Below are 13,489 nucleotides of genomic sequence, written 5' to 3'. Positions count from 1 at the left end.
CGGGCCGAGCCAGTCGGAGCGGCGCCGGATATCGGCGGCCTGGACGTCGATGGCCCGGGTGTGGGTGGCCCGGGCATGGCGGGAGGCCCAGACGCCGAGGAGCCGGAGGCCGAAGCGCCGGCGGGCGACGGGCCGGAGGCGGCCGGTGAGCCAGGTGGCGGTGAGCGGGATGCCGCGACGGCGGATCTTCAGGCGGCGGGCGCCTGTCTCGCCGACGGTGCCGGTGTGGGCGCCGGAACCCCGGACAGCGCCGGGCCGGTCGCTGGGGGCCCGGCTGCCGAGAGCCCGCTCTCGTTGCCCGCTCAGGTGATCATCGGTGTCGCGCTGGCGGTCGCCGCCGTGGCCGTCGTCGTCCACCTGGGCATGATGTTCCTGCACGTATCGCCGTCCAACACGATCACCAAAGAACACGGCGAGACGATCGACGACTACATCTACCCCGAATTCGAGCAGGACTGGAAGCTGTTCGCCCCCAACCCCTTGCAGCAGAACATCGCCGTGCAAGCGCGCGCGGAGGTGCGGACGGCGGACGGCGGGACCGTGGTCACGTCGTGGAGCAATCTGACGGCCCAGGACGGCGCGGCCATCCGGCACAACCCGTTGCCCAGCCACTCCCAGCAGAACCAGCTCCGCCGCGCCTGGGAGTTCTACGCCAATTCCCACAACGCGCAAGAACAGCCACTTGGCCTGCGCGGCGAGCTTTCCGAGCAGTACATACGCCGCATCGTGATGAACCGCTTCGGGCCTGAGCGGGAGGGCGGAGTGGTGGAACGAGTGCAGGTGCGAGCGGGAACCAAGATCGTCGCGCCGCCCCCGTGGAGCGACGAGGAGATCGACAACAAGACGGTCAACCGGGTCCTGCCGTGGTGGCCGGTCACCGGCGATGACCTGCCCGGCCACCAGTCAGAGGAGAAGAGCCGGTGAAATCCTCCAAGCTGGGTTCCCGGTGGGAGAGCGCGGCCGCCCGTGGCCAGGCCCGGGTCGTAGGCAGCGCGCTCGGTTCGTACCAGACCGCGGTGGTCCGGATCGGGGTCTCTTTCACGTGGCTGCTGTTCCTCCTGCGGGAATGGCCGCACCGGCAGGTGCTCTACGGGCCCGACAGCCCATGGGGCCCGCACATGGCCCGGCAGATGATCGACGGGAACGGCGCCTTCACCGCACTGATGTGGTCGGAGAGTCAGCTGTGGTTCGAGATTGTCTACGCCGTCGCCGTCATCGCCAGCGCGCTGCTGATGCTCGGCTGGCACACCCGCGCCATGTCCGTGCTCTTCATGGTGGGCGTGCTCTCGCTCCAGAACCGCAGCATCTTCGTCGGTGACGGCGGCGACAACATCGTCCATCTGCTGGCGATCTACCTCGTGCTCACCCGGTGCGGACAGGTCTGGTCCCTGGACGCGCGCCGCGCCGCGCGCACGAAGGCGCCCACGCGGTGGCTGCCGGGCGGCATGAGCGGTCTCGCGGACCCGGCTGGGCGCGCGGCCGTGGGCGACCGGGCCGGGATCGCCCTGTGGGCGGTGCTCGGCGCCGCGCTCGCCGTTGTCACCGCGCTCGGCGAGCTCGGCTGGGGCTGGACACTGATCTTCTGGGGGCTGTGGGCCGTCCACGCCGCGTGGTGGGTCGCCTGCCGGTACGCGCCAGGGGAGCCGCGCACGGTCCTCGACGCGCTCGCCAACCTCGCGCACAACGCCACGCTGCTGGTGATCATGGGGCAGGTCTGCCTGATCTACGCCACCGCTGGCTGGTACAAGATCCAGGGCACGCGCTGGCAGGACGGCACGGCCGTGCACTATCCGCTGCACCTGGACTACTTCTCGCCGTGGCCCGAGCTGACCGACGCTCTCGGGAGCAGCGGAGTGCTGGTCATGGTGCTCACCTACGGGACGGTCTTCGTCCAGGTCGCCTTCCCGTTCGCCCTCCTCAACCGGCGGGCCAAGAATGTGCTCCTCGCCTTCATGATGCTGGAGCACATCGGCATCGCTGTCGCGCTCGGCTTGCCGTTCCTTTCGCTGGCGATGATCGCGGCGGACTCGGTCTTCCTGCCGACGAGTTTTCTGCGCCGACTGGGCTCGTACCCGCGCCGGGGGCGTGACCGGCTGCTCCGCCGCCCGGCTCGGGAGGAGGAGCGGAGCGGCGATGAGTCGCGGGCCCGTACCCTCGTGGGGTGACCAGCCAGACCTCACCCGATGCCGCTGACCAGCCCGTCCCGCCTGCTCAGGAGCGCGAGCCCGTGCAGTACGACGAGGGGTTCAGCACCCAGGTCGGGGTCGGGCCGCACCCTCAGCCGTGGCCGAGTGGGGACCGTTACGACCCGGAGCTGCTCGCAGGCGGCGACCGTCGCAACGTCGTCGACCAGTACCGCTACTGGACGCGGGAGGCGATCGTCGACGATCTTGATACGCGGCGCCACGACTTCCATGTCGCGGTGGAGAACTGGAGCCACGACTTCAACATCGGCTCCGTGGTCCGCACGGCGAACGCCTTCCTCGCCAAGGAGATCCACATTGTGGGTAACCGGCGCTGGAACCGGCGGGGCGCGATGGTCACCGACCGTTATCAGCATGTCCGCCACCACCCGGACACCGCTGACCTGACGGCCTGGGCGGCTGCCGAGGACCTGCCCGTCATCGGGATCGACAATCTCCCGGGCGCGGTCCCGCTGGAACGGGTCGAGCTGCCACGACGTTGTGTCCTCCTCTTCGGCCAAGAGGGTCCTGGCCTGACCGGCGGCGCGCGTGAGCACGCGGCGATGGTGTGCTCGATCGCCCAGTTCGGCTCGACGCGTTCCATCAACGCGGGCGCGGCGGCCGCCATCGCGATGCACGCGTGGGTACAGGCGCACGCCGTCATCGGCGACTGACCGACGCACGCTGGCCGGCTGGCGACTGACCGAGGCAGGAACAAGCGCCGGCGGCGGTCGTCGCCACGGCGACCGCGGACGGGCGAACCCCGCTTGCCGGGCGGCCGAAGCAGCCCGGCAAGCGGTCTCGCTTACGCCTGGCGGCGGACCTCGACGGTGCGGAAGCGGTTCGCCACGAACGCGCCGTCGCACAGTGCGGCATTGGCCGCCGGGTTACCGCCCGAACCGTGGAAGTCGGAGAACGCCGCGGTCTGGTTGACGTACACCCCGCCGGTCAGGTTCAGCGAGAGCTGGGCGCACTCCTCCAGGCAGGCGTCCTCGGCCAGCCGCTCGACAGCGGCCGACGTCGTGTACGCGCCGACTGTCATCGCGCCCTTGTCGCGGATGGTGCGGCGCAGCAACTCCATCGCCTCGGTCGTGGAGTCCATGGCGACCGCGAACGAGACAGGCCCGAAGCACTCGGACAGGTAGGCCGCGTCGGTGTCGGGCCCCTCCCAGAACTTGCGGGCGCCGTCGGCTTTCACGATCGCCGGTGTGCGGACCGTGGCGGCGGGGAAATCGGGGTTCTCCACCTCGCGTGAGGCCAGCGCCACCTCGCCGAGACCGGACGCCGCGTCCAGGCGTTCCTTCACCTGCGGGTTGACGATCGCACCGAGCAGCGCGTTCGCCCGTGCGTCGTCGCCGAGCAGCCCGTCCACGGCGCCGGCCAGGTCGGTGACCACCTCGTCGTAGGACTTGTGGCCGGAGTCCGTCGCGATGCCGTCGCGGGGGATGAGGAGGTTTTGCGGTGTGGTGCACATCTGGCCGCTGTAGAGGGAGAGGGAGAACGCCAGGTTGCCCAGCATTCCCTTGTAGTCGTCGGTCGAGTCGATGACGACGGTGTTGACGCCCGCCTTCTCCGTGAACACCTGCGCCTGACGGGCGTTGGCCTCCAGCCAGTCACCGAAGGCGGTGGAACCTGTGTAGTCGATGACGCGGATCTCGGGGCGCACGGCCAGCGTTTTGGCCAGTCCCTCGTCGGCTCGCTCGGCGGCGAGCGCCACCAGGTTCGGGTCGAAGCCCGTCTCGGACAGCACCTCCCGCGCTACGCGCACGGTCAGTGCCAGCGGCAGCACGGCGCGCGGATGCGGCTTCACGAGGACCGGGTTGCCGGTGGCGAGCGAGGCGAACAGGCCGGGGTAGCCGTTCCATGTGGGGAAGGTGTTGCAGCCGATGAGCAGCGCGATGCCCCGTGGGACGGCTGTGAACTCCTTGTTGAGCTTGATCGGGTCGCGTTTGCCCTGCGGCTTCGACCAGGCAGCGGTCTCCGGGGTGCGGACCTGCTCCGCGTACGCGTAGGTGACGGCCTCAAGGCCGCGGTCCTGCGCGTGCGGCCCGCCTGCCTGGAGGGCCATCATGAACGCCTGCCCCGAGGTGTGCATGACGGCGTGGGCGAACTCGTGTGTCCGGGCGCTGATCCGGGCCAGGATCTCCAGGCAGACGAGGGCGCGCGTCTGCGGACCGGCCTCCCGCCAGCTGGGCATCGCCGCTCGCATGGCGGGCAGCAGGGCGTCGATGTCGGCGTGCGGATACCGCACATTCACATCGATGCCGTACGGCGAGATCTCCTCGCCGACCCAGTCGTCGGTGCCGGGCTGGTCCAGCTCGAACCGCTCGCCGCGCAGCGCGTCGAAGGCGGCCTGCCCCTCGGCCGCGCTGAGGCTGCTGCGTCCCGCCTCATCGGTCCCGCCGTACGCCTTGGGGTGCTCCGGGTGCGGTGACCAGTACGCGCGGGTGCGAATCGCTTCCAGCGCTCCGTCGAGTGTGGGGCGGTGCTTCTCGATCAACTGGGCTGCGGTGAGCTCGGTGGTCATGGATGACCAACTCCTCGTCGAGCTGGGCGGGAATGGGCGAACAGAGCTAGATTAACCGAACGATCGGTCGGGACAAGAGGGCCTGGCAATCCTGTGGATAAAGGCTGGAAGAAGCCGGATTAAGCCTGTGGATAACCAACGTGTGGATCATTCTTCGGGGAGGATGAACGGTATGACCACTGCTGCCGGAACCGATGACAGGACCGCGGCCGGGCCCGAGGGCGGCGGCGGGGGACTGGAGCGCAGCCGCACCGTCGCCGTCGTCGGTGCGGGCACGATGGGCCAGGGCATCGCCCAGGTGGCCCTGGTCGCCGGGCATCCGGTGAGGCTGTACGACGCCCTGCCGGGGTGCGCCGAACAGGCCGCGGCCGCCATCGCCAAGCGGCTTGACCGGCTGGTGGAGAAGGGCAAGCTGTCAGCCGCCGAGCGCGACGCGGCGGTGGCCCGGCTGGCGTCGGCGGGCAGCCTCGCCGAGCTCGCGGACGCTTCCCTCGTCATCGAGGCGATCGTGGAGCGACTTCCGGTGAAACAGGAGCTGTTCGGCGAGCTTGAGCGGGTCGTCGCCGACGACTGCGTGCTCGCCACCAACACCTCGTCTCTCGCCGTCACCGCCATCGCGGGTTCGCTGCGCTCCCCCGGGCGCTTCGTCGGCCTGCACTTCTTCAATCCCGCGCCGCTGCTGCCGCTGGTCGAGGTGGTCAGCGGATTCGCCACCGACGAGACCGCCGCCGACCTCGCGTACGACACCGTGGCCGCCTGGGGCAAGACCCCCGTGCGCTGCGCCGACACCCCCGGCTTCATCGTCAACCGGGTCGCCAGGCCGTTTTACGCCGAGTCCTTCCGCGGCTACGAGGAGCGGGCCGCGGACCCGGCCACCATCGACGCCGTGCTGCGCGAGTCAGGTGGTTTCCGGATGGGGCCGTTCGAGCTGACGGACCTGATCGGGCAGGACGTGAACGAGGCCGTTACCCGTTCGGTGTGGGAGGCCTTCTTCCAAGACCTCAAGTTCACACCGTCCCTCGCCCAGCGCCGACTGGTGGAGTCCGGGCTGCACGGGCGCAAGGCGGGGCGCGGCTGGTACGCGTACGGAGAGGGAGGCAGCGGCCCGGAGCGGCCCGCTCCGCACACCGCCGGGCCGCATCCGGCTCCCGAAGCAGTCGTCGTCCACGGCGGCCTCGGACCGGCCGCCGTGCTGGCCGAGCTGATATCCGAGGCCGGAATCAAGGTCACGTACGAGGGACGGGCCGACGGCGGCGTGGGCTTCATCGAGCTGCCCGGTGGCCCGAGGCTCGCGCTCACCGACGGCTCGGCCGCGTCCGCCGATCCGTCGGGCGAGTGCCTGCGCTTCGACCTCGCCCTGGATTACCGCGCGGCGACCCGTATCGCGCTGGCCCACTCCGACAACAGCCGTCCCGCGTGTGTCGCGGCCGCCGCCGGGCTGTTCCAGGCACTCGGCAAGCAGGTCAGCGTCATCGAGGACATACCCGGCATGATCGTCGCCCGCACGGTGGCGATGCTCGTCGACTTCGCGGCGGACGCGGTCGGCCGTGGTGTGGCCACCGCGGAGGACATCGACACCGCGATGCGGCTCGGCGTGAACTATCCGCGCGGACCGCTTGAGTGGGGCAGCGAACTGGGCGCCGACTGGGTAACGGACGTCTTGCGGAACCTGCACGACGCCTACCCCACCGGCCGCTACGCCCCGTCCCAGGTACTGCTCCGCCGTGCGGCGGCGCGGCGGGACCTGCTCTAATCATGACCATGGCCAAGCGCGACACCTATACGCCCGAATCGCTGCTCGCGGTCGCCGTTGAGGTGTTCAACGAGCGCGGCTACGACGGCACATCCATGGAACATCTCTCCCGGGCCGCTGGAATCTCCAAGTCCTCGATCTACCACCACGTCAAGGGCAAGGAAGAGCTGCTGCGGCTGGCGATAAGCCGTGCTCTGGACGAGCTGTTCGTCGTCCTCCAGGAGCCGCGCGCGCTCGAAGGCAGGGCGGTCGACCGGCTGGAGTACGTGGCCAGACGCACCGTCGAGGTGCTGATGGCGGAGTTGCCGTACGTGACACTGCTACTGCGGGTGCGCGGCAACACCGACACTGAGCGGTGGGCGATGGAACGGCGGCGCGAGTTCGATCACCAGGTCGCCGAGTTGCTGAAGCAGGCGGCGGCCGAGGGCGGGCTGCGGGCCGATGTCGATGCGCGGCTGGCGACCCGGCTGCTCTTCGGAATGATCAACTCCGTGGTGGAGTGGTACCGGCCGGGGCGCGGCGGGGCGGCGACGAGCGACGAGGTGGCCGACGCGGTGGTCCGTACGGCGTTCGCGGGCCTGCGGACGTAGCGGAGGCGGGCCCGGCGCGTACGAGGGCGCTGAGCGCTTCACACCGGGGCGCGTGCGCGATGGCGCGCGCCGGGCCGGGGTCGGCCAGTGCCCTCGGCTGCCGTGACGCCGGTCGCGTGACCGTGCGCCGTGGTCGCTGCCGCCCGTGATGCGCGGCTGCGGCCGTGGCGTGACCATGGTCGGGTCACGGCTCGGAGTCGAGGTCGGTTTCCTCGAAGACCAGCAGCGTGCGGGTGCTCAGCACCTCCGGTATGGACTGAATCCGGGTGAGGACCAGCTCACGCAGGGCGCGGTTGTCAGCCGTGTGGACGAGCAGCAGGACATCGAAGTCACCACTGACCAGAGCGATATGCGCGGTCCCTGGCAGTTCCTGGAGTTTTTCGCGGACCGTGCGCCAGGAGTTCTGCACGATCTTCAGCGTGATGTAGGCGGAGGCGCCCTGGCCTGCGCGTTCCTGATTGACGCGGGCGCTGAAGCCGCGGATCACGCCATCGTCGATGAGGCGGTTGATGCGCGCGTAGGCGTTGGCGCGTGAGATGTGTACGCGTTCGGCCACGGACCGTATGGAAGCGCGGCCATCCGACTGCAGCATGCGGAGGATGTCCCGGTCAATGGGGTCGAGGGGGCGGGCAGGCAGGTGCTCACCCGGATTGGCCATCTGTTCGCCCGACATGCCCTGCCGCCTCCCCTGCGTGGACGCCCTGCCCACATTTCAGGCTGTGGAGAACCGATTGTCCACAGGCTGAGGCCGCCTGTAGCCAAATTGCGTGGGCGACCGAACAATCGGTAGGGAAGGCGCACCACAGCGCGCCCTTCTGACGCAGCCCCACGAGGAGGTGCTCGACATGACGGTCCTTGAGCAGCCCGGCTCCTACCGGCCCACCCCGCCCCCGGCCTGGCAGCCTCGCACCGACCCCGCGCCGCTCCTGCCCGATGCCGAGCCGTTCCGCGTGCTGGGCACCGACGCGGTGGCCGACGTCGACCCCGAGCTGCTCCTCAGGCTGTACGCGGAGCTGGTGCGCGGTCGCCGTTACAACACGCAGGCCACAGCGCTGACCCGGCAGGGGCGGCTGGCCGTGTACCCCTCCTCCACGGGGCAGGAGGCATGTGAGATCGCCGCCGGGCTCGCGCTTGAGGACCAGGACTGGCTCTTTCCCAGCTACCGGGACACCCTCGCTGCCATCGCCCGTGGGGTGGACCCGGTAGCGGCGCTCACGCTCCTGCGCGGCGACTGGCACACCGGCTACGACCCCAGCGAGCACCGGGTGGCCCCGCTGTGCACCCCGCTGGCCACCCAGCTCCCGCACGCCGTCGGCCTCGCGCATGCCGCGCGCCTCAAGGGCGACGACGTGGTCGCGCTCGCCATGGTCGGCGACGGTGGCACCAGCGAGGGCGATTTCCATGAAGCGCTGAACTTCGCCGCGGTCTGGCGGGCCCCGGTGGTCTTCCTTGTGCAGAACAACGGGTTCGCGATCTCCGTCCCGCTCGCCAAGCAGACCGCCGCCCCCTCCCTGGCGCACAAAGGCGTCGGCTACGGCATGCCGGGCCGCCTAGTCGACGGCAACGACGCGGTCGCCATGCACCAGGTGCTCACCGAGGCCGTCCGCCGGGCCCGTGGCGGTGGGGGCCCGACGCTGATCGAGGCCGTCACCTACCGCGTCGAAGCGCATACGAACGCCGATGACGCCACTCGCTACCGCGAGGACACCGAGGTCGAGACGTGGCGCGCGCACGACCCGATCATGCTGCTGGAGGACGAGCTGCGATCGCGTGGGCTGCTGGACGACGACGGGATACGAGCCGCTCAGGACGCCGCCGAACAGATGGCGGCCCAGCTGCGTGACCGGATGAACGCGGACGCCGTGCTGGACCCGATGGACCTCTTCGAACATGTCTACGCCGACAAGACCAGCCAACTGCGTGAGCAGGCGGCCCAGCTGCGCGCCGAGCTCGACGCCGAGTGCGACGCCGAGGAGGACCGATGACCACGGCGGCAGCCCCGACCGTCCCCAAGACCGGCCGTAAGCCCGCCAGCATGGCGCAGGCGCTGGGCCGGGCGCTGCGCGACGCCATGGCCGAGGACCCGACCGTCCACGTGATGGGTGAGGACGTGGGCGCGCTGGGCGGTGTCTTCCGGGTCACTGACGGACTCGCCAAGGAGTTCGGCGAGGACCGCTGTACGGACACCCCCCTGGCCGAGGCCGGGATTCTGGGCACGGCCGTGGGCATGGCGATGTACGGGCTGCGTCCGGTCGTCGAGATGCAGTTCGACGCGTTCGCCTACCCCGCCTTCGAGCAGCTGATCAGCCACGTATCGCGGATGCGCAACCGCACACGGGGCGCGGTGCCGCTGCCCTTGACCATCCGCGTTCCGTACGGCGGCGGCATTGGCGGCGTCGAGCACCACAGCGACTCCTCCGAGGCTTACTACATGGCGACTCCCGGGTTGCACGTGGTGGCTCCCGCGACGGTCGCCGACGCGTACGGGCTGCTGCGCGAGGCCATCGCCTCCGACGACCCTGTCGTCTTCCTGGAGCCGAAGCGGCTGTACTGGTCGAAGGCCGACTGGTCGCCTGACGCGCCGGAGCGTGTCGCCCCCATCGGCCGCGCGGTCGTCCGGCGCCCCGGCCGCAGCGCGACCCTCATCACCTACGGGCCCTCCGTCCCCGTCTGCCTGGAGGCGGCGGAGGCGGCCAGGGCCGAGGGCTGGGAGCTCGAAGTGCTCGATCTGCGCTCGCTGGTGCCGTTCGACGACGAGACGGTGTGCGCCTCGGTGCGGCGCACCGGGCGGGCGGTCGTGGTGCACGAGGCCACTGGTTTCGGCGGCCCGGGCGGGGAGATCGCTGCCCGGATCACCGAGCGCTGCTTCCACCACCTGGAGGCGCCGGTGCTGCGGGTCGCGGGATTCGACATCCCGTATCCGCCGCCGATGCTGGAGCGGCATCACCTGCCCGGCGTGGACCGGGTGCTTGACGCGGTCGCCCGGCTCCAGTGGGAGTCCGACTGGACACAGTCCGGGCAGGCCGAAGGCGATGAGAAGGGGGCGAACTGATGGCGGTCGTTCGCGAATTCGCCCTTCCGGATCTGGGGGAGGGGCTTACCGAGGCGGAGATCGTGCGGTGGCTGGTGGCCGTCGGCGACGTGGTGGCGGTGGATCAGCCCGTGGTCGAGGTGGAGACCGCGAAGGCGATGGTGGAGGTGCCCTGCCCGTACGGGGGCGTGGTGACGGCCCGCTTCGGTGAGGAGGGCACGGAACTGCCGGTGGGCGCGGCGCTGTTGACCGTCGCCGTCGGTGAGCCGTCGCGGCCGGAGCCGACGGCGGACGGCTCGGGCGCACCAGGGGCCGGTGGCTCGGCTGGGCAGAACGGCTCGGCTCGTGGCTCCGGTCGTGGCTCAGGTTCGCCGGACGCCGCCTCCGGCCGTGTTTCCTCGGGTGGCGGTGCCGGGGCCGGTGGTGGCAGCGCTGCTGAGGCAGGTGGCGGTGAGGGGTCGGGGAACGTCCTGGTCGGTTATGGCACGGGCGCGCCAGCGGCGCGCCGCCGTCGCCTGAAGGCGTCGAGCGTGACTGGGCGGTCCACGACCGCCGCGGAGGCTGTGCGCGCCGCCGGGACACCGGGTGACGGCAGGCGTGCGGCGGAGACGGCCGCGCGCGGAGAGGCGGGGCAGGCCGGGCGGTCGGCGTCATCGGGCCGGTCGGTGGACGCGGCGCGGCCGGCCGATGCCGGACAAACGGGAGCGGCGGCGCATCCGGTCGCCGCGGCGGTGGGCGACGCCCAGCCGGTCCCCGTGATCTCGCCACTCGTGCGGCGACTGGCGCGTGAGCACCGGCTCGACCTTCGGGAGCTGACGGGTTCTGGCCCTGAGGGGCTGATCCTGCGGTCGGACGTAGAGCGCGCCGTAGCGGACAGGGCGGCGGAGGAAGCGCGAGGCGGGAGCGGGCAGCCGGTGGCTGCCACGGCTACCGGAGTACCGGCTGCGGCGGCGCGTACCGCGAGTGCGGCAGGTGCGTCGGCGCTCGGGGCCGCGGGCGGTCAGGCGCCGGTCGCCGAGCGCGTTCCGCTGCGCGGGATGCGTGGTGCGGCAGCCGAGAAGCTGTCGCGCAGCCGCCGGGAGATTCCCGACGCGACGTGCTGGGTGGACGCCGACGCGACGGAGCTTATGGCGGCGCGCGCAGCCATGAACGCCGTTGGCGGGCCGAAGATATCGCTCCTCGCTGTGCTGGCCAGGGTCTGTACGGCCGCGCTCGCCCGCTTCCCCGAGCTCAACGCCACGGTGGACATGGAAGCTCGCGAGATCGTACGGCTCCCTGGCGTGCACCTCGGCTTCGCGGCGCAGACCGACCGGGGACTGGTCGTGCCCGTCGTCCGCGACGCCCACACCCGGGATGCGGAGAGCCTGACCGCCGAGTTCGCCCGGCTCACGGAAGCCGCACGGGCCGGGAGGCTCAGCCCGGCCGAGCTGACGGGCGGCACGTTCACCCTCAACAACTACGGGGTCTTCGGCGTGGACGGTTCCACGCCGATCATCAACCACCCCGAGGCGGCGATGCTGGGTGTGGGACGCATAGTGGACAAACCATGGGTCCACGAGGGCCAGTTGGCGGCCCGTCGTGTGGTCCAGCTGTCGCTCACCTTCGACCACCGGGTGTGCGACGGCGGGACAGCCGGCGGATTCCTCCGGTACGTGGCCGACTGTGTGGAGCATCCGGCGGTGCTGCTGCGCACGCTGTAGGGACCGGGCGCCCCCGTTCGCTGCTGCCACATCCCGTCCCGATCCTGATCCCTGTCCCCGTCCCCGTCCCGATTCCTGTCCCTGCTCCCGGCCCCACCTCGACCCCACCTCGACCCCCGTCCCCTCTTCCGTTTGCTGTCCTCTCTGTCTGTCCGCTCTCCTCTCTCCGCTCTCCTCTCTCCCGCTCTTCTCTCTCCCGCACGTCACATACACCCTCGCCACTCGGACCTCAGCGGGGTGGCGGCCATACTCGGGGCATGACAGGTGAACCGGTGGCGTATGACGTCGTGGTGCTGGCCGGGGGCGCGGCGCGTCGTCTCGGGGGAGCGGACAAGCCCGCGTTGCGCGTCGGCGGGCGCTCGCTGCTCGACCGGGTGCTCGCCGCGTGCGACGACGCTCGTACGACGGTCGTCGTCGGCCCACGGCGGCCGACGGCGCGCCCGGTCCACTGGGTACGGGAGGAGCCGCCCGGCGGGGGGCCGCTCGCGGCGCTGGAGGCGGGAGTACGACACACGAAGGCCGACACCCTGCTCGTACTCTCCGCCGACTTGCCCTTTCTCGTGCCCGAGACCGTACGGGAGCTGCTGTCGGTCCCCCCTGGTCAGGAAGGAGTTCAGCTGATCGACGCGGAGGGGCGCGAGCATCCGCTCGTCGCCGCTTACCGTGCGGAGCCGCTGCGCCGCGAACTCGGCTTGCTGGTCACTGAACACGGTGGCCTGTCCGGCCTGCCGTTCCGGTTGATGACACGTGAGCTGAAACTCGGGGGCCTGCACCGCCCGTCCGCCGCCTTCGACTGCGACACCTGGGATGCGGTCAGCGCGGCCCGCGCGCGGATCAGGGAGCATGGGCGTGTGCTTGATGAATGGATCGCCGCGGTCAAGGCGGAGCTCGGTATCGAGCTCGACGTCGACACGAAAGCTCTGCTCGATTTGGCCAGAGACGCCGCGCACGGGGTTGCCAGGCCCGCCGCGCCGTTGACGACCTTCCTCGTCGGTTACGCGGCGGCGCAGGCGGGCGGAGGGAGCCCCGACGCGGTCGCCGAGGCGAGCCGTAAGGCTGTCGCGCTGGCCGCGCGGTGGGCGGAGGAGGCAGAGGCGGAAGCGGCGCGGGAAGGGGAACGACCGACCGGGGCCGGAGAGCCCGGGGCACCGGAGCAGTCCACAGGATGACGGAGCGACATCGCGCGGCGTCGGCCAACGCTGAGAACGCTGAAGCGGAGCTGGACCGCGCGGCCGAACAGGCGCTGGCCATCACCGCCTCGTCGGGGCACACCTCCCCTGGCTCCCCCAGGGTTCCCAGGTCCGCCAGGTCTGCCACACCCCCTGGGCCCACATCTGCCGAGACTGCGCCCTCCCGGTCCGCCGATCCCCGGTCTGCCGATGCCCAGTCCAGCGGTTATCGGTCTGCCGGCTCCGGGGCAGCCGATTCCGGGGCCGCTGATTCCGGTTTCACCGGCTCCTGGCGTGCGACGGCCGGGCATGGGGAGTCGGGCGCTCGTCGTGATCGTGACGCCGGGCGGGGCGGCGGTTCTGCGGATGGTGGTGAAGCGGTGGGGGCGACCGGGGCCGCTGGTACGGCTGGGGCAGCGAACTCCTCCGGGGCGGCTGGGTCACACAGAACAGGCGGGGCAGATGGGACGGCTGCGGTGAGTGGGTCAGACGACGCGGCGGCGGAAGCGGAGACGGTGGCCGGGGGCCGATCGGCT

Annotated in this window: 11 protein-coding genes; 9 read left to right on the top strand and 2 right to left on the bottom strand. The window is 71.1% G+C overall.

Annotated features, from left to right (window positions below; genetic code table 11):
* Nucleotides 1–75: 75 nt before the first annotated feature.
* From AC5P1B_RS07895 to AC5P1B_RS07885, 3 genes are read left to right on the top strand one after another with little or no spacing between them, the layout of a single operon-like run.
* The gene (locus tag AC5P1B_RS07895; protein WP_493885855.1) at nt 76–924 is read left to right on the top strand and encodes a DUF5819 family protein; all 849 of its coding nucleotides are present in this window, start codon (nt 76–78) and stop codon (nt 922–924) included.
* Complete coding sequence (locus AC5P1B_RS07890; RefSeq protein WP_493885854.1) at nt 921–2,165, top strand: HTTM domain-containing protein; 1,245 nt, start codon at nt 921–923, stop codon at nt 2,163–2,165. The genes AC5P1B_RS07895 and AC5P1B_RS07890 overlap by 4 nt, the downstream gene beginning before the upstream one ends.
* Entirely contained in the window at nt 2,162–2,857 is a 696-nt protein-coding gene (locus AC5P1B_RS07885; protein WP_493885853.1) for a TrmH family RNA methyltransferase, read from the top strand. Before AC5P1B_RS07890 ends, AC5P1B_RS07885 begins: the two co-directional genes overlap by 4 nt.
* 131 nt (nt 2,858–2,988) lie before the next feature.
* Here the strand turns inward: AC5P1B_RS07885 and paaN are convergent, their stop codons facing one another.
* Complete coding sequence (paaN, locus tag AC5P1B_RS07880) at nt 2,989–4,710, bottom strand: phenylacetic acid degradation protein PaaN (RefSeq protein ID WP_493885852.1); 1,722 nt, start codon at nt 4,708–4,710, stop codon at nt 2,989–2,991.
* A 172-nt stretch (nt 4,711–4,882) separates the two neighbouring features.
* Here paaN and AC5P1B_RS07875 point away from each other — a divergent pair, with 172 nt between their 5' ends.
* Both AC5P1B_RS07875 and AC5P1B_RS07870 read left to right on the top strand, forming a co-directional pair.
* Nucleotides 4,883–6,463, top strand: a complete 1,581-nt coding sequence (locus tag AC5P1B_RS07875) for a 3-hydroxyacyl-CoA dehydrogenase (protein ID WP_493885851.1) — start codon at nt 4,883–4,885, stop codon at nt 6,461–6,463.
* A 2-nt stretch (nt 6,464–6,465) separates the two neighbouring features.
* On the top strand, nt 6,466–7,053 hold the full coding sequence (locus AC5P1B_RS07870; protein ID WP_493885850.1) for a TetR/AcrR family transcriptional regulator: 588 nt from the start codon (nt 6,466–6,468) through the stop codon (nt 7,051–7,053).
* A 184-nt stretch (nt 7,054–7,237) separates the two neighbouring features.
* On the opposite strand, the gene AC5P1B_RS07865 is transcribed toward AC5P1B_RS07870, so the two are convergent.
* Nucleotides 7,238–7,726 carry an Lrp/AsnC family transcriptional regulator gene (locus AC5P1B_RS07865; protein WP_493885849.1) on the bottom strand — a complete coding sequence of 163 codons (489 nt, stop codon included), beginning with the start codon at nt 7,724–7,726 and terminating at the stop codon, nt 7,238–7,240.
* Nucleotides 7,727–7,898: 172 nt separating this feature from the next.
* Here AC5P1B_RS07865 and pdhA point away from each other — a divergent pair, with 172 nt between their 5' ends.
* From pdhA to AC5P1B_RS07845, 4 genes are all read left to right on the top strand, one after another.
* Nucleotides 7,899–9,038 (top strand): pyruvate dehydrogenase (acetyl-transferring) E1 component subunit alpha, encoded by a 1,140-nt coding sequence (gene pdhA, locus AC5P1B_RS07860; RefSeq protein WP_493886181.1) that lies wholly within the window; start codon nt 7,899–7,901, stop codon nt 9,036–9,038.
* Nucleotides 9,035–10,105 carry an alpha-ketoacid dehydrogenase subunit beta gene (locus tag AC5P1B_RS07855; protein ID WP_493885848.1) on the top strand — a complete coding sequence of 357 codons (1,071 nt, stop codon included), beginning with the start codon at nt 9,035–9,037 and terminating at the stop codon, nt 10,103–10,105. The genes pdhA and AC5P1B_RS07855 overlap by 4 nt, the downstream gene beginning before the upstream one ends.
* Nucleotides 10,105–11,784, top strand: coding sequence for a dihydrolipoamide acetyltransferase family protein (locus AC5P1B_RS07850; RefSeq protein WP_493885847.1), 1,680 nt, complete (start codon nt 10,105–10,107; stop codon nt 11,782–11,784). The genes AC5P1B_RS07855 and AC5P1B_RS07850 overlap by 1 nt, the downstream gene beginning before the upstream one ends.
* A 257-nt stretch (nt 11,785–12,041) precedes the next feature.
* Nucleotides 12,042–12,953, top strand: coding sequence for an NTP transferase domain-containing protein (locus AC5P1B_RS07845; protein ID WP_493885846.1), 912 nt, complete (start codon nt 12,042–12,044; stop codon nt 12,951–12,953).
* Nucleotides 12,954–13,489 lie beyond the last annotated feature (536 nt).

Source organism: Streptomyces sp. A01, assembly GCF_059026195.1.
This window is presented reverse-complemented; position numbering and strand designations above follow the sequence as displayed.